14 protein-coding genes, 1 tRNA gene and 2 pseudogenes are annotated in these 23,999 nt (G+C 41.6%); 6 read left to right on the top strand and 11 right to left on the bottom strand.

Translation table 11 applies throughout. From position 1 onward, the window contains the following. Positions 1 to 88: 88 nt before the first annotated feature. On the top strand, positions 89 to 931 hold the full coding sequence (locus BW980_RS08200) for an AraC family transcriptional regulator (protein WP_076454540.1): 843 nt from the start codon (positions 89 to 91) through the stop codon (positions 929 to 931). Between the two features lie 26 nt (positions 932 to 957). Here BW980_RS08200 and BW980_RS08195 read toward each other — a convergent pair whose 3' ends face one another. Then, positions 958 to 2,145, bottom strand: a complete 1,188-nt coding sequence (locus BW980_RS08195; RefSeq protein WP_076454539.1) for an aldose epimerase family protein — start codon at positions 2,143 to 2,145, stop codon at positions 958 to 960. Positions 2,146 to 2,296: 151 nt separating this feature from the next. Here BW980_RS08195 and BW980_RS08190 point away from each other — a divergent pair, with 151 nt between their 5' ends. Further along, positions 2,297 to 3,865, top strand: a complete 1,569-nt coding sequence (locus BW980_RS08190; RefSeq protein ID WP_076454537.1) for a M28 family peptidase — start codon at positions 2,297 to 2,299, stop codon at positions 3,863 to 3,865. Between the two features lie 116 nt (positions 3,866 to 3,981). Here the strand turns inward: BW980_RS08190 and BW980_RS08185 are convergent. Continuing rightward, positions 3,982 to 4,058 (bottom strand) — tRNA-His (locus BW980_RS08185). 250 nt (positions 4,059 to 4,308) lie between these two features. Between BW980_RS08185 and BW980_RS08180 the strand changes: the two genes are divergently transcribed. Next, complete coding sequence (locus BW980_RS08180) at positions 4,309 to 6,399, top strand: tetratricopeptide repeat-containing sensor histidine kinase (RefSeq protein ID WP_076454535.1); 2,091 nt, start codon at positions 4,309 to 4,311, stop codon at positions 6,397 to 6,399. Here BW980_RS08180 and bshB1 read toward each other — a convergent pair. The 4 genes from bshB1 to BW980_RS08160 form a co-directional block, all read right to left on the bottom strand. Further along, positions 6,396 to 7,118 carry a bacillithiol biosynthesis deacetylase BshB1 gene (bshB1, locus tag BW980_RS08175; protein WP_076454533.1) on the bottom strand — a complete coding sequence of 241 codons (723 nt, stop codon included), beginning with the start codon at positions 7,116 to 7,118 and terminating at the stop codon, positions 6,396 to 6,398. The genes BW980_RS08180 and bshB1 overlap by 4 nt on opposite strands. 41 nt (positions 7,119 to 7,159) lie before the next feature. Then, a complete protein-coding gene (locus BW980_RS08170; RefSeq protein ID WP_076454531.1) occupies positions 7,160 to 8,335 on the bottom strand; it encodes a trans-sulfuration enzyme family protein in 1,176 nt (391 codons plus the stop codon). A 40-nt stretch (positions 8,336 to 8,375) separates the two neighbouring features. After that, positions 8,376 to 9,785 (bottom strand): MATE family efflux transporter, encoded by a 1,410-nt coding sequence (locus tag BW980_RS08165; RefSeq protein WP_076454529.1) that lies wholly within the window; start codon positions 9,783 to 9,785, stop codon positions 8,376 to 8,378. Between the two features lie 230 nt (positions 9,786 to 10,015). Continuing rightward, positions 10,016 to 10,900, bottom strand: a complete 885-nt coding sequence (locus BW980_RS08160; RefSeq protein ID WP_076454527.1) for an IS982 family transposase — start codon at positions 10,898 to 10,900, stop codon at positions 10,016 to 10,018. A gap of 270 nt (positions 10,901 to 11,170) precedes the next feature. Between BW980_RS08160 and BW980_RS22800 the strand changes: the two are divergent. The 3 genes and pseudogenes from BW980_RS22800 to BW980_RS08150 form a co-directional block, all read left to right on the top strand. Beyond that, positions 11,171 to 11,477, top strand: a pseudogene (locus BW980_RS22800) (IS1595 family transposase); the annotation flags it as partial. A gap of 108 nt (positions 11,478 to 11,585) precedes the next feature. Further along, entirely contained in the window at positions 11,586 to 11,996 is a 411-nt protein-coding gene (locus BW980_RS08155) for a RidA family protein (RefSeq protein WP_076454525.1), read from the top strand. Between the two features lie 574 nt (positions 11,997 to 12,570). After that, positions 12,571 to 14,052, top strand: coding sequence for an FAD-binding oxidoreductase (locus tag BW980_RS08150; RefSeq protein ID WP_076454523.1), 1,482 nt, complete (start codon positions 12,571 to 12,573; stop codon positions 14,050 to 14,052). A 180-nt stretch (positions 14,053 to 14,232) separates the two neighbouring features. Here BW980_RS08150 and BW980_RS23065 read toward each other — a convergent pair. The 5 genes and pseudogenes from BW980_RS23065 to BW980_RS08130 all read right to left on the bottom strand — a co-directional run. Continuing rightward, positions 14,233 to 14,518, bottom strand: a pseudogene (locus BW980_RS23065) (IS982 family transposase); the annotation flags it as partial. A 170-nt stretch (positions 14,519 to 14,688) separates the two neighbouring features. Next, a complete protein-coding gene (locus BW980_RS08145) occupies positions 14,689 to 16,251 on the bottom strand; it encodes a sulfatase family protein (RefSeq protein ID WP_076454521.1) in 1,563 nt (520 codons plus the stop codon). A gap of 52 nt (positions 16,252 to 16,303) precedes the next feature. Beyond that, on the bottom strand, positions 16,304 to 18,832 hold the full coding sequence (locus BW980_RS08140) for an alkaline phosphatase D family protein (protein WP_076454519.1): 2,529 nt from the start codon (positions 18,830 to 18,832) through the stop codon (positions 16,304 to 16,306). A 2-nt stretch (positions 18,833 to 18,834) separates the two neighbouring features. Further along, positions 18,835 to 20,505 (bottom strand): RagB/SusD family nutrient uptake outer membrane protein, encoded by a 1,671-nt coding sequence (locus BW980_RS08135; RefSeq protein WP_076454517.1) that lies wholly within the window; start codon positions 20,503 to 20,505, stop codon positions 18,835 to 18,837. A 3-nt stretch (positions 20,506 to 20,508) separates the two neighbouring features. Then, entirely contained in the window at positions 20,509 to 23,949 is a 3,441-nt protein-coding gene (locus tag BW980_RS08130) for a TonB-dependent receptor (RefSeq protein ID WP_076454515.1), read from the bottom strand. Positions 23,950 to 23,999: the final 50 nt, after the last annotated feature.

The raw sequence follows: 23,999 nt of genomic DNA, 5'->3' as shown, positions 1-23,999 counted from the left end.
TAAGATGATTTTATCAAAAAATTAGACTATATTATCCATTCAATATGCCTTTATACGAATAAGCGCAATAAATACGCTCAACACATCCATGAAAGTCCATCCGTTTCAGGTTCCAAAACCACTTCACCAAAACTTGATCGTTCAAGTAGACCGTGAGCCGATCTTCTACGACAGACTGCACCAACATGCTGAAATTCAGTTTACCTTGATCGTAAAGGCCAAAGGAAAACTAATTGTGGGCGATAGTATCCACCCTTTTAAAGACGGTGATTTTTTTGTTATCGGGCCGCATTGCCCACATATGTTCAAAAATGACAAAAGTGACGAGATGTCGCATAAAATCTCCTTGTTCTTTACGGAGCATACTTTTGGAACCTCGTTTTTTGAACTGCCCGACCTCGAAGAACTACAGCCCCTACTCGATATTTCAAGGGAGGGGTTTCAAATTATAGGAAATACGGAGCCGATCCAAAAGCTTATGGTACAGCTCCCGCATTTGGAAAAACTAGACCGCTTTGTAGCTTTTTTCCAGTTACTGAAACGATTGGGCCATACCGATAAAAAAACCTTGACGAATTTTATTTACCCAAAGAAAATCGGCAACTCCCAAGGACGACGAATGCAGACCATATTTGAATACGTAGTTACCCACTTTCAGTCTGAAATCGGTTTGAACACGGTAGCCTCCCAGGTGTATATGACACCCAATGCGTTTTGTAAGTTTTTCAAACAGCACACCAACAAAACCTTCTTTCAATTCTTGATCGAGCTTAGGATAGAGCATGCCTGTCAGTTGTTGAACCGATCGGAAGACCAACTTTCCATCCTTGAAATATCGGAACAGTCGGGCTTTTCCTCCATATCAAATTTCAACAGGCAATTCAAAAAATTAAAGGGTGTTACGCCCTCCCGCTTTTCCGCCCAACAATAGAACGGAAAAACGGTGAGCGCCCCTATCTAGTTTTCTACAACCCCAAATTTATAAGTACAATGCGAGGTATAGGTTTCCCCTGGCTCCAATCGCGTACTCGGGAACCCTGGTTGGTTGGGCGAATTAGGGAAATGTTGTGTTTCCAAACAAAAAGAGCCCCTACGGACATAAGCCTTTCCACTTTTGCCGATATCGGTGCCGTCGAGAAAATTCCCCCCGTAAAACTGAACCCCCGGCTCATCGGTATACACCTCTAAGGTTCTACCGCTATTGGGCTCTACCACTCTCGCGGCAAAAGTCAGGCCTTCCGCATTTTTGGGAGTTTCGTTGAGCACGAAATTATGGTCGTAGCCATTACCTAGCTTCAGTTGTTCAAAATCAGTTTCAATATCTCTCCCTATGGCCTTCGGTACTTTAAAATCAAAAGGGGTGCCGGCCACATCCTCTAGCTCACCGGTAGGAATCAATCCGTTGTCAACGGGGGTAAACTTATCGGCGTTCAACATTACGACATGGTCATTGACCGTGCCTTCCCCTTCACCTTTCAGGTTAAAGAAGGAATGGTTGGTAAGGTTTACATAGGTAGGCTTGTCCGTCTTTGCCTCATAGCTTATTTCCAAGGCATTATCATCGGTAAGCAAGTAACTGACCTTGACCTCTAGGTTGCCCGGATAGCCTTCTTCCATATCAGGAGAGGTTCGGGTAAAGGATATGGCATTGTCGCTTTGTTCGTCTACCTTCCAAACGACGCTTTCAAAACCGAGCAATCCTCCGTGCAGGTGGTTTTCGTTATTATTGATGGCCAAATCATAAGTTTTTCCATCCAGGGTAAACTTTCCTTTGGCTATACGGTTTCCGTATCTACCGATTACGGCCCCGTAAAAGTTCTTTTTGGCGCGGTAATCCGCTAGGTTGTCGAAGCCAAGAACCACATCGGCAAATTCCCCATTTTTATCGGGCACGTATAATGACACCAAACGTAGTCCGTAATTGGTAAAGGTAGCTTCCATTCCGTTGACGTTGGTCAAAACATAGAACCCTACGGAATCACCTTCAATAGTTGTGATAAAGTCTTGGGCATTAATATTCTTTTCAAATTTGGCTTTTGGGGTTTTAGAAACGGATTCCGTCATTTTTTCTTTTTTCATTTGGTTACACGACATGGATATAGCGCCTGTTAAGGCACAGGCGAATAATAGTTTTAAAGATTTCATAATTTATCTTGATGTTGGAATATAGTCAAAGCTCGAGCAAGTTAGTTAAAAAAGTGATGCTTTTTGAAGCATAATTATTGTCTGGGCAACAGACCTTTTCTATTTGTTTTCGTTATTTTTGGAAACTTTATATAAGTATAACCCATAAGACATGAAAAAACTCATTATTCTTGCCATAGGATTGGCTATGGCCTGCAATTCATCACAAACAACGGTTTCCGATGGAGATAAAAATGCAGTTAACAAATCTACCAATTCCCCTAAAACGTTCGGGGAAACCATAACCGAAAGTGAACTCAAAGATCATTTATATACATATGCTTCCGACGAATTCGAAGGCAGGGAAACCGGTCAACCCGGACAGAAAAAAGCCGTGGAATACCTAAAGGCCCAATACGAAAAAATGGGTATACCTGCTGCCCAAAAAAACGGCGATTATTTTCAAAAAGTCCCCCTTCAAGTTAGCCAATTACCTGTGGGGTCCCTTACCGTTGATGGCAAGGAATATCCTTTAGGGGAAAGCTTTCTTACCTTTTCAAAGGCTCAAGGCACCTTTAACGAGATCGTATACGCTGGTTATGGTATCGAGGAAGGTAGGTATTCAGACTATAAGAACCTTGATGTAAAGGATAAAGTGATATTGATCAAATCGGGAGAACCGTTAGATGCCAATGGCAACTATCTATTATCGGGTTCGACCGAGAAATCGATTTGGAGCAATATGTCCGAATCTTTGGGCAAACGATTGGAGCTCGCCACCTCTAAGGGCGCCAAGGGTATCTTATATTACGATGAGAGCAATTTTTCACGCTTTAAAAGTCGCTTTAAATGGATGGAGAGCAACGATAATGGAAGAATGGAATTGGCCAAAGACGATAGTGACGGCTTTTTCAATTTTTTGATCAACTCGACCCTGGCCAAAGCCATCTTACCTACGGTAGTATCGGATCACAAGCCTAGGAAATTAAACAAAAAGATTACGATCGATGTGGAGAGCGATAATGATGAGATTTCATCTGAAAACGTAGTTGCCGTATTAAAGGGCTCAGAGAAGCCTGACGAATACGTGGTAATTTCATCCCACTTAGATCATATTGGAATTACGGCCGACGGTGAAATCAACAATGGTGCCGATGATGATGGTTCGGGTACCGTGGCGCTTTTGGAAATTGCCCAAGCTTTCAAAAAGGCCGCCGATGCCGGTAAAGGACCTAGGCGATCTATTGTTTTCCTACACGTTACAGGCGAAGAAAAAGGACTTTTAGGCTCGCAATACTATACCGATGTAGACCCCATTTTTCCATTGGAGAATACAGTGGCCAATCTCAATATCGATATGATAGGGCGTATCGACCCAAAACGTGATGGCGAACGCAATTACATCTACTTGATAGGCTCTGACAAGCTCAGTACCGACCTACATGAACTTTCCGAGGAAGTCAACAACAAATACACCCAAATCACATTAGATTACACCTATAACGATGAAAACGACCCAAACCGTTTTTATTACAGAAGTGACCACTACAATTTTGCCAAGAACAACATTCCTATCATTTTCTATTTTAATGGAACCCACGATGATTATCACAGGCCTGGCGATACGCCCGACAAGATCAACTATGATCTACTCGAAAACCGTACACGTTTAGTTTTCTACACGGCATGGGAAGTGGCCAACAGAGACCAACGCGTTGTTGTGGACAAAGCATCTAAATAAAATCTACAGACCAATATAGAAAACCTGCCCTCAACGGCAGGTTTTTTTTATGCCCGATCGGTAGATACTATGTAAAACCAAAAAAGCCTCGTCAAAATTGACAAGGCTTTTTATTCTGGGGTGGAAGACCGGTTTCGAACCGGCGACCTCTTGAACCACAATCAAGCGCTCTAACCAGCTGAGCTACAACCACCATTTGTAAGCGGTGGCAAAGGTAATTTTTTTTATGTAATCTTTCAAAATAAAAAGGGCGTATTTTTTCCTATACCCTCAATTACTTTAAAAACAAATTGATAATGAGGCAATAAAATAATTCGCCTTCTTACAAATAATCGATAAAATGCATAAAATTTGCGACAAAACACACAATTTTTGGCGTTTCACAACAAATATTATAATGATTTACAACCCATGGATAAATTAGACCTTTAATTGATTTATAAATGTCTTTTGTCAAAGCCAAATTTTTGACCTTTAACCTACTTCCCAAATTCGGCATCATGCTGTTTGGGTGGGCTTTTCTATTTAGCCCATGCTTAGAGGCACAAAATAGGGCAAAAGATAGTATAGAAAGCTTGATTAAGGAAATGAGGGAGTTACCTGATTTTTCCTTGAAGGATAGTCTCCATATCGATTTGCTCAACGAACTCGCTAAAGAGCAGCGCTTCTACCATACCGATAGCCTTCTCTCACTTTCTCAACAAGCCTTGACCTATAGTCGGTCTATTTATTATAAGAAGGGCGAAGGAGAAGCACTTATAGGGGTGGGAAACTACTACTCCGACAAAGGCAACCATAAAAAAAGCATCGACTATTTGCAAAAGGCACTTTCTCTTGGCCAGAAAATCAACAACTCAAAATTAATCTTACGGGCTCGGAACAATCTAGCCATGCAGTATTCCTATGTCGGGGATTATGCACAATCGCTAATACACTATTTAAAGGGCATTGATTTGGCCCATGAAACCGACAACAAATTCATGTTATCGGTAATGAACGAGAATGTAGCCAATCTTTACGCTTCCCAAAAAGACTATACCCAAGCCCTTACGTTTTACAAAGAGGTCAAAAAACTCAACGAAGAACTGGGCGATGAGATCGTTTCTGCAGAAACTATGAGCAATATGGGTTCTACCTATGCAGATATAGGTGATCTAGAACATGCCATGTATAACATCAACTCCAGTATCGCGGTTTTTGAAAGACACGGGATTATGGAATGGCTGGCCTATGCTTATGAGACCAAGGGAAAAATTTACCTAAAGGGCGGAAAGAACGAATGGGCCCTATACTGGTACAGGCAGAGTGAAATGTTGCATGAAAAACTTCAGGATGAGCGTGGAAAAATAGAACTTTTGAACGGTATGTCAAAAGCTTATCTACGTATGAACAGAGACAGTATTGCGGAGCATTATGCCCGTGAGGCGTATAAAATTTCCACCGTTATTAAAGACATGGAAGGCTCCCAGCAATGTGCCAAGACCCTCTACGAAGTGCATAAAAACAAAGGCGAATTTGAAAAGGCCCTGAAATACCACGAAATCTATCAAACCCTGTCAGACACCCTATCGAGAAACGAAAACAAAAAAAGCTTGACCATGCTCATGACCAAAATGGAGCATGAAAAACAAAAGGTCGACCTTATCGCAGAAAATAAGAAACAGCTAGATACCCAGCGAGCCTACGTAAATGTAGCCCTGGGTATCCTCTTTATATTCATTGTTGTGACCCTTTTGGTCGGGCGAAGTGAAAAAATACAAAAGAACCTGAATGCCGAACTGAAGAAAAAAACCAAGGATCTAGAGAAAAACGAATTGGAGCTACAGGAAATCAACCGTACAAAGGATAAGCTTTTCTCCATTATCGGACACGACCTTAGAGGACCTATAGGCGCCTTTCAAGGCCTGTTGAAACTTTTTAAGAACGGAGAAATAGAACAGAGCGAATTTATGGGCTTTATGCCTAAACTTGCCAATGACATAGACCACATTTCGTTTACCCTGAACAATCTATTGACCTGGGGCCAAACACAAATGAACGGCGCTATCACCCAGCCTGCCGTAGTTGCCCTCGATTCCTTGGTAAAAGACAACATCGACCTATTGTCGGAAACGGCCAAAAACAAGTCGATCCGACTTATAAGCCATCTTAACTCGAATACCTTGACCTGGTCTGACAGCAACCAAATAGACATAGTAATCCGTAACCTGATAAGCAATGCCATAAAGTTTACGCCCGAAAACGGAATGGTTACCATTTCGGCCATTGAACTAAACCAACAGTGGCAAATATCAATTCGCGATACAGGTGTCGGCATGGACCAAGATACCATTGAAAAGCTCTTTATCACCACTTCTTCGGTTACCACCTATGGTACCAATAATGAAAAAGGAACCGGTCTAGGACTCTCACTATGTAAGGAAATGGTAGAAAAGAACAATGGTACCATATGGGTCGAAAGCAGCTTGCGCAAAGGCAGTACCTTTCACTTTACCCTACCCAAGGCCAACAAGAATTACCAAAAAACCGCTTAAATCAGGTCGTCTATATTATTGACGCCCACAAAACGTTCAACGGTAAAACCTTCCGCATAGTCCACCCCTATCAACCTACCTAGGTCTCTAGCCCTATAGTTTACACTATCTATAAAGTTTTTACTGCTAATAGGTGTTTCCGGCTCTTTGCTTTTGGGGTCGTGAAATTGCGAGGAATAGGCTAAAATAGCTTCTGTTTTCTTTTCGATATATCCCGATACATCAACAACAAAATCGGGTTCAAGGTTTTTCCATTGAATGTAGTGGTAAACGACCTTGGGCCTCCATTGCGCTTGTGGGGCATCCGCATCCGAAAGTTTGGTCTCGATCTTTATCAATCCACTTAAAAAACAGGCATCACTGACCAGTTTACTGCCTTTGCCATGATCGATATGCCGATCATCTATGGCATTGCAAAGCACTATTTCAGGCCTGTACTTACGCACCATTTTAATGATTTCTAGTTGATGTTCCCTATCATTGACGAAGAAGCCATCGGCAAAGCCTAAATTCTCCCTTGACTCTACCCCAAGAACCTTGGCCGCAGCTGCGGCTTCACTATCCCGTATTTCCGCAGAACCCCTTGTTCCGAGTTCTCCACGGGTCAAATCTACGATACCTACTTTCTTTCCGCTCGCAATGGCTTTGGCAATGGTAGCCCCGGCACCAAGTTCAACATCATCGGGATGGGCGCCAAAAGCTAATATGTCTAATTTCATTCTTTTTTTCTTGAATTTGTTTTATGTACTGGACAGTAGGCCTAACTAGTCGTTGCTACCCTGCCCAACCTTACTTTTTCTAAGGCCTGTTCAATATCGGCAATTAGATCTTCGGGCTCTTCTATTCCTACGGAAAAGCGGATCAAACCATCTAAGATGCCTTGTTTTGCCCTTTCTTCGGCCCCTAAAAGGGCGTGTGAGGTCTTGGTCGGTGAAAGCATGGTACTCTCTACACCTGCCAAACTCATGGAAGGCTTTATCAATTGTAGTTCTTTTTGAAACTGGGTAGCATCGTAATCTTCGTGTAGCTCAAAAGACAGCATTCCTCCAAAACCGTTCATTTGCGATTTCGCCAGTTCGTAATCGGGATGGCTCTTTAAGCCAGGGTAGTAGACCCGAGTAACCGCTTTATGCCCGAACAGGTATTCGGCCATATGTTGGGCGTTGGCATTTTGGGCCTTTACGCGCAATCCCATGGTCTTCAAGCTTCTTTCGAGCAGCCAGACCGTATAATCACTAAGGCTTCCACCAAAGTTCTTTGCCAAAGCGAAAATTCGATTGATATTTTCTTCGGAGGAAGCCACTGCTCCCGCCAAAATATCCGAATGGCCTCCCATATACTTTGTCGCACTATGAATGACCACATCAATGCCGAAATCTATAGGGTTTTGGTTGACCGGACTCGCAAAGGTATTATCGATCATAGAGATGAGTCCGTGTTTTTTGGCCAACTTCCCGATGGCAACTAAATCGGTTATGGTCAAAAGTGGATTGGAAGGTGTTTCAATATAAATCACCTTGGTATTCGAACGGATCTTTTTTTCGAAGTCTTCAGGGGCCCATCCATGCGTAAAGGAATATTCGATACCAAATTTATCGAATTCCTCAACCACCAAATTATACGTACCCCCGTACAACACTTGCTGGAGTACCACATGGTCCCCTGCCCTTAAAAATGCCATTAGGGAGGTAGTTATGGCCGCCATGCCACTACCAAATATAAGACCGGCCTCGGCATGCTCCAAAGCCGCTATTTTCTTGCACAGGGCCTCTTGGTTGGGAGTGTTGAAATATCTGGGATATCGTTTTACATCAACGTCTTCAAAGGCATACGAACTACTCATATAAAGCGGGGAAACCGCTCCTTTGAACTGTTCATCCTTCACCTCCCCCACATGGGTACATATCGTATTGAGGCCTATTTTCTTCTGCTGCATATTTTCAGGAATTTAGAAAGATAAAGTTACAAAAAGCCGATTAGACACTGACCTTTTTCCACTTCCCTTTTTTAAACCACACCATAGAGATGACGGCCAACAGTACCTCTGCGGCAGTAATGGCGACGAATACGCCCATCGCCCCCCATTGAAACGCAATGGCCGTTAAATAGGCGAAAGGCAACTGAAACAACCAAAAGGCAATAAGGTTCAGTTTGGTCGGTGTACCGGTATCCCCCGCTCCGTTAAAAGCTTGGGTCACGACCATGCCATAGGCATAGAATACATAGCCTACAGCTATAATCTGAAGGCATAGACCGCCATTTTCGACCACTACAGGATTCGTATTGAACCAACCTACGATATCATATGCAAAGAAAAGATAGACCAAAGAAACCATACCCATAAACCAGGCATTGTATTTTCCCGTCTTCCAAACCGAGGTTTCCGCGCGATCGGGCTTTTTTGCCCCAAGGTTTTGGCCTACCAGGGTGGCCGCGGCATTGCTCATCCCCCAAGAGGGCATCAAAGTAAACAGCATGACCCTAATGGCAATGGTGTAACCTGCCAAGACCTCGCTACCGAACTCCGACATCATCCGCATAAGAAACACCCAACTTGAAGTGCCTATAAGAAATTGGGCGACACCTCCCATCGATACCTTTACAAGGTTGAGCATTACCCCAAAATGAAGGACCATGTCCTTAAACCCGATCTGTATACGGCTCCAACCAAAGAACAAGACCGCCAATTGAAACAAAACGGCCGCTCCCCTACCTATATTCGTAGCGATGGCCGCCCCCATAACCCCATACTCCGGTATAGGTCCCCATCCGAAGATAAATATAGGATCTAAAATAATATTGAGTCCGTTGGAAAGCACCAAGGCCCACATTGCAATGGAGGCATCACCAGCCCCCCTGAATATGGCATTGATCAAGAACAATAGCAAAATTGTGATATTACCTCCCAGTAACAGCTGCGTATACCCATAGCCCTCGGCAATTAAATCAGGTTCCGCCCCCATCAAGGCCAGAATGTCCTTCGCATATAAAAAGCCCGATACTCCGACTACAACCGAAACCAAGACACCTAGGGCTATGGCCTGCACTGCCGCTTCTTGGGCGCCCTTTACATCCTTCGCCCCTATTCTTCGGGCTACTATGGCCGTTGCTGCCATACTCAGTCCTATGGCCACGGCATAGACCAAGGTCACTACCGATTCGGTAAGACCAATGGTGGCTACCGCATTTACACTTACCTGTGAAACATAGGCAATATCTACAATGGCGAAAATAGACTCCATCATCATCTCCAAAATCATGGGGATGGAAAGCATAAAAATGGCCTTACGGATGCTTCCGGAAGTAAATTCTGTTTCTTTGCCCGTAACGGCAACTATAAAGTGCTGAAACAGTCTTTTTAAGGTAATTCTATTTATATGTGGCATTTGAAAAGAAATTATGTTGAAAAAAGGAAGACATGTCAAAACCGAACGAAGAAGGTTCGATTAATTTAGGACAATGGCCTAACGACATCTATACGGAACATAATTTCTATAACTTCATGACGGGGCAAATATCGTTTTTTTTTTATAACAAAAAACCGTTCCTAATACAAAATACTGAAAAAGAACAGCTTCTACACTAGGAACGGTATGTATTATGGACCTGAGTTCGATTAAAACAAAGTTGTTTGATTAGTTTTTATGGTTTGAAATTTGATACATAGTTTTTTTGGCAGGAAGCTATATGCAATAAGCCCTGCGATAATATTTACCAAGAAATTACCAAAGCTTCTATGTCTTGAATGTTCTATTTGGCAGATGTTTTTGAGTTCATCATTGACGGTCTCTATTACGGAACGTTTTCTAAGTAAAATTTTATCACTCATGGTCATTAGTGAATTCTTCATGTTGTTTCTAACCGATGTGATTAGGTGTACGCCATCAACAAAGAGCATCTGTATTAAATCTTTTCCTATATAGCCTTTGTCGGCGAATAACTTCCCGTAAATTTTGTCTAGAAACCGCTCTTTCTTTAATGGCTTCCTATCGTCTACGTTAGCCTGTGTAATTGTGAAGTTTAAAATCCCCCCTTTGTCATTTATGATAATGTGCAACTTAAAACCGTGAAACCAACCCATGATAGACCTACCAATAGTAGCAATACCCTTAAAGACTTTATGATTGTGTATTCGTTTATTCTTGCAGACCCTTACAGGAGTAGAGTCAATAAATGATATTCCAGAGCAATCACCCAAACAGCAGGTTTTTAAAAACAAAGTCATAGCCATTAAGTTCTCTTGCATTAGTTCTGTAAATCCATTATAGGAAACTGTGGCAGGAAAATCATTTTTCATATGAGTCTTTACATAGAAGTGTTTAAAGGTTCTAAACCCACTTAATTGGAAAATAATTGCTAGTGTGATTATTTCACTTTGAGACATTATCGAAGGACGCTTTGCTTTATTCCCAATAAGGGCTTTATCCACTACTTCAGCATATTCCTTACAAAATTTATCGACTAAACAGAAAATTCCTGTGACTTTAGAGTAAATTATCATAGATAGATTTTTAGTAAATTAAAGTGTTTAAAATCAATTTTTTAATCTAAAAATCTATCTTCTTTACTGTCTAATAATCAAATATTATTAATCGAACTCAGGTTATGAAGTAAAAAAACAAGGATAAACCACAATATGTTACCCTTATAAATCACTATTCAAAAATCGTTATTTTTAGGTATATTATTTCTCTTAATGCTTCTTTAAATTTGCTTATAACAATTCGAGTGCACAAGTGCACAATACTAAATTGTATAAAAAAATAAATTAATGAATATCTTTAGTTTTACCGCTCATTTTGATAGCGAGGAATCATTTTAAGCAAGAGTGGAGATAAGGTATATGTTTCTTCTCATCAGTTCTCCCATACTGAGTATTATTGGATAAAGAGCCGTTGGAGTTATGAGTGCAAGAAGTGTTGTTCTCGGACTTCGTTGCTTAGTGGTATGATTATGTAGAGTTCTAATCTTTCATTTTTGTATGGTATAAGACTATGTTTCTGATGAGTGTTACTAAGAAAGGATTTTCTACCAAGGTGATAAAGAAAAAGCTAGGGTTGAAAAGTTACGAGCCTGTATAGGTAGTGGTACATAAACCTTGTGGCCATTGGGGAATAGGGGTACAGATATACACTTGTAAAACATTAATTTTAAGCATTCATTTAATAATGTTATCAACAATTATTATGGAACAAACACACACAAACCCAAAACAACTATTTGATCCAACACCTTATGGTTTTTGTCATTCTGTACGTTCGCCTTCCAATGGTGAATACATTTTCATTTCTGGACAAGGTGGTGATCAAGATTTAGATCATACCCTTTCAAGTGACTTTAGAACTCAATTACAATTTACTCTAAAAAATATTAAAATTGTACTAGACGAATATAACCTAGAACCTGAAAACATTGTTAAAATTACCGTACTGATTGTTAATCATAATGAAGAAAAATTAAAAATTTGGAGTGAAGAAATGAGTGAATTTTGGACAAATAAAATTTACCCTGCTAGCACATTAATCCCCGTCCCAAGGTTAGCACTAGACGTTATGCAGGTTGAGATAGACGCGATTGCTTTTAAGCCAAATAAATAATATTGCCATAGGAATTTTTATCGCTTCATTAATACCACTCTATATATTATTCGAAGTAAAAAATAAAGGCTAAGAAAGATGGATGAAGGATTGGAAAGCCCAGAAATCAGTATAGAACAACTTCTTAGATAAAGCTATCAGCGCGAAAAGACACGATTCATTTCAACGCTAGTATTGTCTAATTAATATATTTACTTTGTCCATATTTGAATCATGCCTAGTAGACGATCTGCCTTGACATGATTAATCTATAACAAGAATGGATCACTATGGATTGAAAATCCATAGTTTTTAACAAAAGAATGAAATTCTTTCTTACAACTCCCTTTAGAATATCAACATTTTCAAAATTACATATCTGTATCAACAAATCTCACAACGATATTGAATATCACCTTGAAGAACATTATAACTATATTTTCTTGCCCATACAAAAAGGCAACTCAGATTTGCTTATCGAATGTGAATTCTTTTGGTAGTTTGACATGCAACAAAACTAAAACATTTATAGAAACTAAAGTATCTGCAACCAAATTAGAGGGCTTTAACATTTAACTTAACAATAAACATCCAAATGAAAAACACCTCAAATAATAAAAAGATAATACTCCTAAAAAAGGAGCTTGACAAAGTAGGAATCAAATATGAAGAAACTAATGGAGAATACTTCCCCACGTATTCTCAAATGCATAATCGCGAAGCAATAATTCCTCAAATTGTAGTATCACCTTGTAGCGATTGGGGAGTAGCCAGAGTATTGTCTTTATTAACATCATTAGAAATTTATGAGAATACTTCGGTTTCTGTTAGATCTGGCGGACATGGATATTTTAATGGCGCTTCTTGTGACGGTATAATGATAAATTTATCTATGATGGATAACTGTCATTTAAATGAAAACATCATCTCTCTTCAGCCAGGATGTATTTTAGGGAAAATAATATACCTACTTCATCAAAACAATAAAGCTCTTCCTCATGGTGATTGTTTTGATGTACATGCTGGGGGGCATTTTACTACAGCAGGTTGGGACTTTATACTTAGTAGAAAGTATGGTCTTGGGTGTCAACATGTAGAAAGTGCTAAAATAGTTCTTTGGAGCGGAGAGACATTAGTCGTAAATGAACATTCCCATCCTGATATCCTTTGGTCTTTAAAAGGCGGTGCTGCAGCCGAAATAGGTGTAGTGACAGAATTAAATTTGAAAGTCATAGAAGCCCCATCTACGGCAAGTTGGTGTCTGAAATTAATGTCAAAAAACCAATTGGAAGTTTGTGTAGCAAATAAAACATTTTTGAAAGCCCATCATTTACCTAGAGAGATTTCCGTTTCATTTAGAATCCATTTTGAACCAGGTTATTCAGAACCTATGTGTTCGTTCAATGTTTTTAGTTTATTCTCTATTTCAGAAACATTAAAAATTTTGAGACAAGAACTTGGCGAAACAGTTGTCAAGATAATTGAAAACCCTGATGATTGGAAGACAGGTTCTATATTGGATGTTAGGATGATCACCGCATCAGATTATCTTACTGAAACTCCCGAAGCTATATCAGAAGTAACAAGCGAAAAATTAAGACGTTCACCTCTAACATACTGGGAAGAAACGTCTTGGAAAAGAGAAATGGTAGATTCATATTTTACTACCTTATCAAGTTGGAGTATACCTGATTGTGATCAAATGTTTTTAGATTTAATAAATGCTTGCGAAAAAATAAAAGATCATCCATTAAAATGGCGAATGTACATTCTTACAGCAAGCGGAGGAGCAAAAATAAAAGAAAAAACGTGCTCTATGGAGTTAGGAGAAGTGCTTACAAGGTTTGAACTACACTGGGACGAACCAAATGGAGAAGATGAATATTATGCCAAAGAGTTTACTGAGGATATAAATATCATCATTCAAAAATATAGAGACTCAGGTCCTAATCGGATTTATAGAGGTGATATTTGGCTTGCTGAGCAAGGTTATTGTGAGAAGTTGGAAAAAATCAAAGCAAAATACAGTCTATCAACAAACAAAATCTCAAGTCATAAATTAATTAACTTGCTCTAGTTTAGTTATGCGTTGATATTAATTTCTCATATTGATATTGGATTTGGTCAAACCGCAGTAGTGAAGTTTGTCGTAAAACCAAATTACTATAAACCTGAGTTCGATTAAAACAAAGTTGTTTGATTAGTTTTTATGGTTTGAAATTTGATACTTAGTTTTTTTGGCAGGAAGCTATGTGCAAATAGCCATTAAGTTCTCTTGCATTAGTTCTGTAAATCTATTATAGGAAACTGTGGCAGGAAAAATTATTATTCATATGAGTCTTTACATAGAAAACATAGAAGTGTTTAAAGGTTCTAAACCCACTTAATTGGAAAATAATTGCTAGTGTGATTATTTCACTTTGAGACATTATCGAAGGACGCTTTGCTTTATTCCCAATAAGGGCTTTATCCACTACTTCAGCATATTCCTTACAAAATTCATCGACTAAACAGAAAATTCCTGTGACTTTAGAGTAAGTTATAAAAGATAGATTTTTAGATTAAAAAATTAAATTTCAACACTTTAACTTACTAAAAATCTATCTTTTTTGCTGTCTAATAATCAAATATTATTAATCGAACTCAGGTTATGGGTGAACTGTGAGGTATCCTTCGATAAAAATCACGAAAGACAATACCGATTAAGAGTCGATTATTTCAACTCCAGTTCTTTGATCTCAACGTCATTCTTTCCCCTTATGGCTTCAAAACCTTGAATCATTTCCTGAAGTTTTTCAGGGTTTTCCTTGGCCAAGTTCTTGGTCTGCCCAATATCTTCCTTAAGGTTGTACAGTTGATATTCACTATCATTACCCAATTCTATATTCACCTGCTTGTTTATGGCAGCACCTTTATAAGGAGGAATCATGACCCAGTCCCCTTTTCTAAAAGCTGTTCTTGAACCCGCCTCTAAAACCAATTCTGTTCTACCTTGGTCGCTTTTTCCCATTAGGGCGTCCAAAAAGTTTTCGCTATCCTCACCTTTTTTATCACTACCTACCAAAGCGGCCATTGAGGTAAGTAAATCTACTTGGCATACCAGGGCATCCGATTTAGCAGGAGCGATCTTACCTTTCCAATACGTAATAAAAGGCACTCGTGTACCGGCATCGTACAAGCTATACTTTCCACCACGTAAAGGACCTGATGGAGTATGATTTCCTAGTTTCTCTTCGGCATCATCATAGTAGCCATCATTTACGACAGGACCGTTATCACTGGAAAATACGATCAAGGTGTTCTCTAAAAGCCCCTGTTCCTCTAATGTCTTCATAAATTCACCAACAACCCAATCCGCTTCAAGAATAACATCGCCTCGTGGTCCCATTCCCGACTTTCCGGCAAATCTTGGATGTGGCGTACGCGGTACGTGAGGTTGCTGCAAAGCGTAGTATAGAAAAAAGGGCTTGTCTTTATGGTCTTTCACATAGGCCTGGGCCTTGGCCAAAAAGTGGTCGGCCATATCTACATCGCTCCATTTTGCCGCTTCTCCACCTTTCATGTAACCGATACGTGGAATACCGTTCACAATACTGTTGTTATGACCGTGATGCCATTTCATTGTGGTCAATTCCGGGTTGTCCAATCCAGTAGGCTCTCCCTCAAAATTTTCCTTGTAGCTCACTTCTATAGGGTCGTTGGGGTCTAAACCGTCAACATGTCCGTCTTTAATATAAACGGTAGGCACCCTATCTTGAGTGGCCGCCAATATATAGGAATAATCGAAACCAACCTCATTTGGACCAGGGGTAACCCTTTCGTTCCAGTTTACGTTTCCGCTTCCCAGACCTAAATGCCACTTACCTACGATACCCGTAGTATAGCCTTTTTTCTTTAACATTTTTGGAACGGTCAGTTGATCGGTACTGATAATCAAAGGAGCCGTACCCGGAAGTATTTTGGCATCTTTGTTCCTCCAAGGATAGCGTCCGGTAAGTATGGCATAGCGACTCGGCGTACAGGTGGCCGAAGTGGCATAACCATTGGTGAACTGCACGCCGCCCTCTGCCAAGGCATCGATATTGGGCGTACTCAATTCAGTGGCACCATATGCACTTAGGTCGCCATATCCCAAATCATCCATATAAATGAAGACAATATTGGGTTGTTTGGGACTATCGTCCTTTACGACCGTTTTTTCTTCTTTGGACTTACAGCCCGACAACACCAGTAACAGGATGGCGCCATTCAAAAAATAATTCCTTAAACTTGTCATGAATCGTTTTGTATTTATAAATTAATTTACACTCAAATTTATAGCTTTTCACCTATACAGAAATCACCTTTCTAGAATCAATAGTTATTTCTATACCACTTATGGTTTTTTTCGCGTCTCCTTCCCCTATGATTATAGTGTATTTGCCCAATTGATAAACTGAAGGGACATAGGTATCACCTTTTACCCTCATGGCGTGCACCAATTCTTTAGTGTCTTCATTAATGACCTTCACGACTTGATCGGCCATGGCCATTTTCAATTTAGGAAGATACCCAACGGGCCGTCGACCATCATTATCGGTTTGTTGAATGGTCAAGGGCCATCCTGGGAAGGTATTTTCCTCGGAAGTACGTTCCAAATCGGCCAAAAAGCGAATGGCTTCCATTTTTATGGTACGTTCCATGGTATCAAAGGTAACGATACCATAGCCCGATGACTTCTTTTGCGCCTTTTTATAGCGATCGCTTTCTTCATCAAAATCATCGGTCGGGTTACCTACTGCATAAATATAGTTGTCATTTCCAAAACCATCGCGGTAGCAGCCCGTATTCGGCAGTCCGTGGCCTGGTCTATCGGTAAAGGGTACATTTACCGAATCGGGCTGTCCCCACCTTGGGTATCCTGTAGAAATAGCCGGTGTGCAAAAGGTCCACCCCCCATCCCTGGGCTCATCTATACTGTACTGAACCACAAAAGGCAAATGCTGGTCGCCATTAATATGGAAGGCACAAGCTTTTCTAATGGTTTCAATTACCTTGTCCCTTTTCGATTTTGGCCATCCGCCCGAATCGAGGTCCCCGAACAAAAACTGTTTTTTGGGTCCGTGATGTGTTCCCACATTCGAGAACAAGGTCTGGCTAAGCAACACTTTCATATTGGCCCCTTTCCAGTCCCCTACCCAATCGTTTAAAAAATCGAGTTGTCGTTGTCCCACAAAGGTCAGCTCATCAGCCTCCAGTTCCCCGGGTTTGGCCGGTTCGGTAAGGTGATCGATCCTCCCCTTACCCGGCCTCACCATTTCGGGTCCCGATTTAAAGAGTCGGTCACTGACAATGGCAAAACTTACCTTGCCATAGACCAAATGGGTATACCATGTACTGATATTCGACTTCATCGGTGTCGGATCATAGGGGTCCGGCATATGACCACATTGGGTCTTGTTTACCACATTTACAAAGTTGGGCGTTTGCACAAGGCCTCCATGGGCATCGCGTACCTTTTCCCAATCTTCAAATGAGATTCCTTCGCCTCCTTCCCCCCATAGGTTGCCTTGATATACATCGTGGTCATCGGGGGTACAGATACTAGGTCTATCCCTCAGCACTTCGCCAAAGGCCCAGCCGAACATGTACCATTTGCCTAAATAATTCAAGATGGCCTTATCTTCGGGTTGTCTTTTTATGGGATAACCTCCGTTGCCCTCATATAACTGGTCCCCTGAAAAATAAAGTATATCGGGATTCGACTTCTCGAGATTTTCAACTAGCGGTCGATACGGAAATCCCATGGCGTGCTGACAAGTGAGCCCCCCAAAGACCAAAGACCTGTCCGTTGGCTCCTGCCGTATTACGCCTTCATAGCTGTGTCTTTCTTTATCGAAACTGTACCGCAAACGGTACTTGATGTCTTCGGAAGCGTCCCAGCCGTCAATAATAAAAATTGAGGTAAAGGAAACAGGGTCAATTTGGCCTTTTGCCTCTTTTACCCATTTTCCCTTCCTGAAAAACTCAAGTTCTACCTTTTGTGAATCTTTGGCCCCTATAGGAGGAAGTTGGGCCGTGAGCTTCAACCTACCCCTTGAGAGCGTATACATAGCCCATAAAATAGGACCAAAACTCTGTTCTTGCCTATGTTGGATCTTTGTGCCCGACAATTGCAAATCGCCCCACCAAAAGGTACTTTCCCTTTTTTGCTTCCCCTTGTTTTCCAAGGCGATCAAACCGTCCAGCTTCCCTTTTACAAGATATTGCAGACGCTTTGTCATTCCGTTGGCATCGGTAAGTAGAAGGCTCAGTTCCGTAGAACCGGCCTTATGCTTTCCTTTAAGCTCTAGTGAAAAATTATCAAAATTGAAGCCGCTGGGCAACGTTTCCATTTTATCATCTATATAGGCCTTCCCTTCCAAGCTTACCCCAACGGAAATGCCCTTTCCAAAATAACAGGCGGCCTTTACACTATCGGGGTCGGTACGGTCTTTAATACCCACGGCAAAACCGGCACCACCTTTATTGCCCTTGTTTTCCAACAAACCCAAGTTTCCAGAAATGGTAAAATCACCTTCACCATCACCCAGTACATGGGTGAGTATATGGAGCCTTGATTGTATTTCCGCCCCGGAAAACTCGAGTCGGTCATTCTTAATTTCCCAGTCTTCCATAGGTACGGCCCAGAACGAACTACCGATCCATACCCTCTCGTTCAATTTTGTAAAATCTACCGAAAAAGAAGAGCTATCACTCCGAGCTGGCATTTCGTTGGTAAAAGCCATTTCTTTTGCAAGAATGGGATTTAAAGGACTTGCCAACATGGGCACGGCAAGTCCTAAATTTTGTATAAACTTTCTTCTTTTAATCGTCATTTTTAGTTGCCTAATTTAGGATTAACGTTCACCTCTGATTCCGGTATGGGCCAAACATCATCTATTCCCATTCTAAAATTCTTTGTAGTCACATACCATCGCGATTGCGGATCGATTTTCTTTGATGTAGTCGGATATAGGGTAGAATCGGGAAAAGGAGCACCCCAGAAATCACCTACCAAAACCTCGTCGCCAATGCCCCATCTAAAAATATCCCATAGACGCTGGCCTTCAAATGCCAATTCGATTCTCCTTTCATTTCTTAAAATAGGACGAAGGGTCGCGGCATCGGTTTCGGTGATAGCCGGAAGGCCTACGGACGCCCTTCCCCTAACCTTGTTGATGGTCTCATCCAACAACTGTTGCGTGATGGGGTTTCCGGCCTCAAGTTCGGCTTCCAAATAACTCAACAATACTTCGGCGTATCGTATGATCGGAACATTTCCCCCGTAATCGGTTTTTAGGTTCCCGTTAAACGATTCATCGAAAAACTTTCGCAACCCATACCCTGTTCTTGTAGCCTGCTTCGAGTAGGTCAACTGATCGAGTGATTCACTATGGTCTGGGTGGCAATCGTAGATTTTATCACCAAATGAAGAACCGTCCCAAAGAAGGTTATATCGAAAACGCGGATCGCGATTCGCTCCCATATCGTCATAATCAAACCTAGGGTCATCATAAGACAAAGGCGTTCCGTCATCAAAACCATACGCATCGGCCAAACTTCCCAAGGGGTTTACAATATGCCATCCCGAAGCTACTGCCGGGAAAGCATGTTGGGGCAAGGAGTTGCCTGCCTGTCCTCCAAAATATTGGGTGCTGAAAATGTTCTCGCTACTGGCCTCATTCGCCGGAGTAAAAAGGGAAGCATAGTCGGGGTCGATACTATTCTCGCCCATATCTATGATTTCTTTGTACACCTTAGACGCTTCGGCAAAGTTCTTTTCACCGAGGTACATTCTTCCTAAAAATGCCAAAGCAGCTTGTTTGCTCGCCCTTCCCGCTTCCGAACCGGATAATTCTGCAAAGGAAGGCAAATCTTCTGCCGCCGCTTTTAATTCACTGATTACAAAAGCAACCAATTCGGCCTTTGTGGCCTTATCTACATTATTGGCTTCGTCGGGCGTCAATGTAGTTGTAACCAAAGGCGCGCTTCCCCAGAACTGGGAAATGTAGAAATAGGTAGCGGCACGTAAAAACCGTACTTCGGCCGTCATTCTGTCGATTTTGGCCTGATCCATATCAACATTACCCACATTCTCCAAGAAATCGTTACAAATGGCAATACGCTTGTACGATCCTTTCCAATAGCCATTAACCACATTGTTATTAGGCAACAAGGTGCCATCGGTCAAACGGTTTTGGGTAGAATTATCGCCCCTACGATCGTAAGCGTTGTCAGTGGCAAATTCCATAAAAACAATTCCACAGTAGGTCCACCAGTCCGATGGCACTACCTGTGTACCGTATTCAATGGCACCTCGATAGGCGCCGGTAAGCGCAATATTGGCATTCGATTCTGAAGTCCAAAAATTATCCTTCGCGAAGGCATTACTCGGAAATTGTTCCAATTCCTTGTCACAGGCCAAAACCATTAGCAATACCATTGCCAAAACAACAAACCGGCCAAAACCTGATATGCGAGCTCTATATGTATATAAAAAGTTTGTCATGTTCTAAAATTTTAAGTTTAAACCAAAGGTGTAGGTCGTTAAAATAGGGTAATAGCCTCCTGCCGAATTGATTTCAGGGTCCCATCCATCACGGTAAGAGTTGAAGGAATGTAAATTCTCGGCCCCTACATAGACCCTAAGGTTATCGATACCGATAAGGTCGGTTACCGGATTAGGGAAATTATAGCCCAACTGTACGTTTTTCACCCGAAGGTAGCCTGCGTTTATCACCCAGAAATCCGACGTGGTCGTGTTTGGTGTTCCACTATTGGTAACCACCTCTAGCCTTGGATAATCTGGGTAGCGTACCGGATTGTTCGGATCAAACCGACCATCCATTTGCCATTGTTGAATATTTCCTAGGTTAAAGAAGGCATAACCGGCATAATTGGTCAATTGGCCTTTTACGCCCCCAACACCCTGAAGAAAAACGGAAAAGTCGAAATTCTTATAGTTCAGGTTGATGTTGGCCCCATAAGTATATTTAGGGATACGACTTCCTAAATACGTACGGTCATAAGTAGGATCCACCTTACCATCAGGAACGCCATCGGGCCCACTGATATCCTTATATCTAAAATCGCCCGCCTGTGAAGTCGGATTGACCGCCGATTGATCGGGCCAGTTTGCTATTTCCCCATCGTTCAAAAATACCCCGTCGGTCTTATAACCGTAGTACATTTGCATAGGGAAACCGACAAAGAGGTCCGAGCCGTTACCCACGTAACCATTGGGTTGTTCAACATTACCCAAGCCCAAGGTAACTACCTCGTTATCTATGACCGAAAAGTTTCCGTTTATCGAATAGCTAAAGTCCCCTTTCGTATCACGGTACCCCATATCGAATTCCCATCCCGAATTCTTTACGGCACCGGTATTGGTTTCACTGATACCCACTCCAAGTACGGAAGACACACTAGACGACGGCTTGAAAAGCACATCTGTGGTGTTTCTTCTAAAGTAAGTCGCATTGAAGGTCAGTTTTCCGTCAAAGAAGCCTGTTTCAACACCAACATCGGTAGTTTCGGTCGACTCCCATTTTATGTTGGCATCCCTATATGTGGAATAGGCAGCACCTGTAGACAAACCGCCACCCAAGGCATAATCCCTACCCGAGGCCAAGACCGTTTGATACGGGTAGTTTCCAATGTTCTGATTCCCCAGAATACCCCAAGAAGCCTTGAACTTAAGGTTAGACAACCAACTTACATCACTTAAGAAATTTTCTTGGGAAGCCCTCCATCCTAACGCAGCAGCTGGAAAAACAGCATATTTATTGCTCTTAGGAAATCTTGACGAACCATCATAACGAAGGGTGGCCTCAAATAGATAGCGTTCGTCAAAACTATACTTCAAGCGCGAAAAAAAGGATTGTAAGGCCCATTCGGCATCAAAGCCTGACGATTGCTGATTCTCGGCACTACCTAAATCCAATACCGTGTAATCGTTACTGGCAAAATCTTGACGATAGCCGTTAAAGAAAGAAAACTCTTCGTTCTCAAAGGAGTAGCCCCCTAAAAAGCTGAAGTCATGAACCCCAACCTCTTTAGACCATTCACCTGTAAACTGTAAAGTCTTGTAAATTTCCTTATTGCTATACTGATTGAGATACGACTGCCCTAGATACACAGCTTCGTTCAATCTTTGGGAAGCGTAATAAGAACGCTCTTCGTGAAGGGTAAAGTTATAGCCTCCTATAGCAGAAAAAACGAGGTTATCGTTCGGCCTGTAATCTAGTTTGACATTGACTCCCGCCTTTGTCCTAGGATTTTCCAAATACGAATCGGAAGCCAACCAAGCTACCGGAGTACCGCCACTTTCTGGGCCGATACCAAAATTGCCCTGTGAGTCCCGTCCCAACTCAACAGCTGGATAACGTACCGCATTGGATACCAATTGGGTCATAAAACTACCCGAATTATTACTGGCATCGGTCGACCTTGAAGCTTCACTTTGATATCCGAGCCCTTTGTTACCGGTTACTTGGGGTTCTTCCCTTTTTTCTACGGAACCGAAAAATCTCGTATTCAGTTCAAATTTGTCACCCAATTTGTTTTGTAGGTTCATACGAACGTTATACCTGCTAAAACTGTTTTTGGGGATGATACCATCTTGTTCCAAAATACCTGCGGAAACATAGTATTTGTTTTTTTCGTCACCCCCGTTAAGGGTCAGGGTATGCGACGTCTGTATGCCATTCTTGGAAAAAAGGTCTTCCAAAAACTTGGTATTCGGATAATTGTCGGGGTCATCCTGTGCCTTGTACTTTGCAATGTCTTCTTCGGTAAAACTATTACTACCAGAGGCAATATTGTACATTTCGGCATACTCCCAAGAATTCACGAATTTAGGAAGCTCGGTAGCCGCATTAAAACCGACGTAACTGTTGTAATTGATGGAAAACTTGTTTTCACTACCTGTTTTGGTGGTGATAAGAATTACACCATTGGCGGAACGCGCCCCATAAATAGCCGCAGAAGAGGCATCTTTAAGCACCGAAATAGATTTGATATCATCAGGGTTGATATCGTTCATACTACCGGCAATACCATCGATCAATACCAATGCGTCAGGTGTAGCCCCAAAGGAACCGACTCCCCTTACGCTGATATTGCCCGCACTCTGACCAGGCCTACCCGATCTTTGTACTACGGTAACCCCAGGCATTTGCCCCGTAATGGCCTGTGAGACTTGGGTAACCGGTCTGTTCTCTATATCCTTGGAAGACACTTGGGAAACGGAACCGATTACGTTCACTTTCTTTTGTGTACCGAAACCGACCACGACAACCTCGTCTAGGCCCGCGGCACTTTCTACCAATTGAATATTAAAGGTAGTTTGACCCGCAACGGGAATCTCTTTGGTAGCAAAACCGATGTATGAAATCACCAACACCGCATCATCGGATGTCAGTTCTAGGCTAAAATTACCGTCAAAATCGGCAGTAACCCCGTTCGTAGTACCTTTTTCCACTACGTTGGCACCTGCCAAGGGCACTCCCAATTCATCGGTTATAACACCGGAAACGGACTGTTGGTCTTGATCCGCCTTACTGGATACTGTCGTATTTACAGATGGTGGTTCGGGACTTTTGTTTTTAAGGACAATCTGGTTTTTCACCATGGTATAGGTTACCCCATCACCGAAAACCATTTGTAATACTTCTTTTATCGGGGTCTTTTCTACATTGAGCGTCACCCTTTTAGATACATTAAGCTGCCCCGTTTTGTAAAAGAAACGGAACTGACTTTGGCTCTCTATTTTTTTAAGTACACTTTCAATAGTTTCGTTATTGGCCTCAATAGACACCTTCTTGCTTTGCGAATAAGAATTCGCATGAAGATTAAACAAGGCCAAAGCAAACATTAGAATGGAGATTTTCACTGTGCGATTCTTGTTAAGAATGTTTTTCATAAGAATGAAAAACAATGGTTTTTTTTCCATATTTTTAAAGGATTTTGATTTGTTTTTAACTCGGATTGAAATCACTTTTA

This window comes from Zobellia uliginosa, assembly GCF_900156625.1.
GTDB lineage: Bacteria > Bacteroidota > Bacteroidia > Flavobacteriales > Flavobacteriaceae > Zobellia > Zobellia uliginosa.
The sequence above is the reverse complement of the archived record's forward strand: the minus strand, read 5'-3'. Positions and strand labels throughout refer to the sequence as shown.

Excerpts from the sequence above, each read along its gene's own strand:
- BW980_RS08200 (WP_076454540.1), top strand. The coding sequence starts at position 89 with ATGAAAGTCCATCCGTTTCAGGTTCCAAAACCACTTCACCAAAACTTG.
- BW980_RS08195 (WP_076454539.1), bottom strand. The coding sequence starts at position 2,145 with ATGAAATCTTTAAAACTATTATTCGCCTGTGCCTTAACAGGCGCTATA.
- BW980_RS08190 (WP_076454537.1), top strand. The coding sequence starts at position 2,297 with ATGAAAAAACTCATTATTCTTGCCATAGGATTGGCTATGGCCTGCAAT.
- BW980_RS08180 (WP_076454535.1), top strand. The coding sequence starts at position 4,309 with ATGTCTTTTGTCAAAGCCAAATTTTTGACCTTTAACCTACTTCCCAAA.
- bshB1 (WP_076454533.1), bottom strand. The coding sequence starts at position 7,118 with ATGAAATTAGACATATTAGCTTTTGGCGCCCATCCCGATGATGTTGAA.
- BW980_RS08170 (WP_076454531.1), bottom strand. The coding sequence starts at position 8,335 with ATGCAGCAGAAGAAAATAGGCCTCAATACGATATGTACCCATGTGGGG.
- BW980_RS08165 (WP_076454529.1), bottom strand. The coding sequence starts at position 9,785 with ATGCCACATATAAATAGAATTACCTTAAAAAGACTGTTTCAGCACTTT.
- BW980_RS08160 (WP_076454527.1), bottom strand. The coding sequence starts at position 10,900 with ATGATAATTTACTCTAAAGTCACAGGAATTTTCTGTTTAGTCGATAAA.
- BW980_RS08155 (WP_076454525.1), top strand. The coding sequence starts at position 11,586 with ATGGAACAAACACACACAAACCCAAAACAACTATTTGATCCAACACCT.
- BW980_RS08150 (WP_076454523.1), top strand. The coding sequence starts at position 12,571 with ATGAAAAACACCTCAAATAATAAAAAGATAATACTCCTAAAAAAGGAG.
- BW980_RS08145 (WP_076454521.1), bottom strand. The coding sequence starts at position 16,251 with ATGACAAGTTTAAGGAATTATTTTTTGAATGGCGCCATCCTGTTACTG.
- BW980_RS08140 (WP_076454519.1), bottom strand. The coding sequence starts at position 18,832 with ATGACGATTAAAAGAAGAAAGTTTATACAAAATTTAGGACTTGCCGTG.
- BW980_RS08135 (WP_076454517.1), bottom strand. The coding sequence starts at position 20,505 with ATGACAAACTTTTTATATACATATAGAGCTCGCATATCAGGTTTTGGC.
- BW980_RS08130 (WP_076454515.1), bottom strand. The coding sequence starts at position 23,949 with ATGGAAAAAAAACCATTGTTTTTCATTCTTATGAAAAACATTCTTAAC.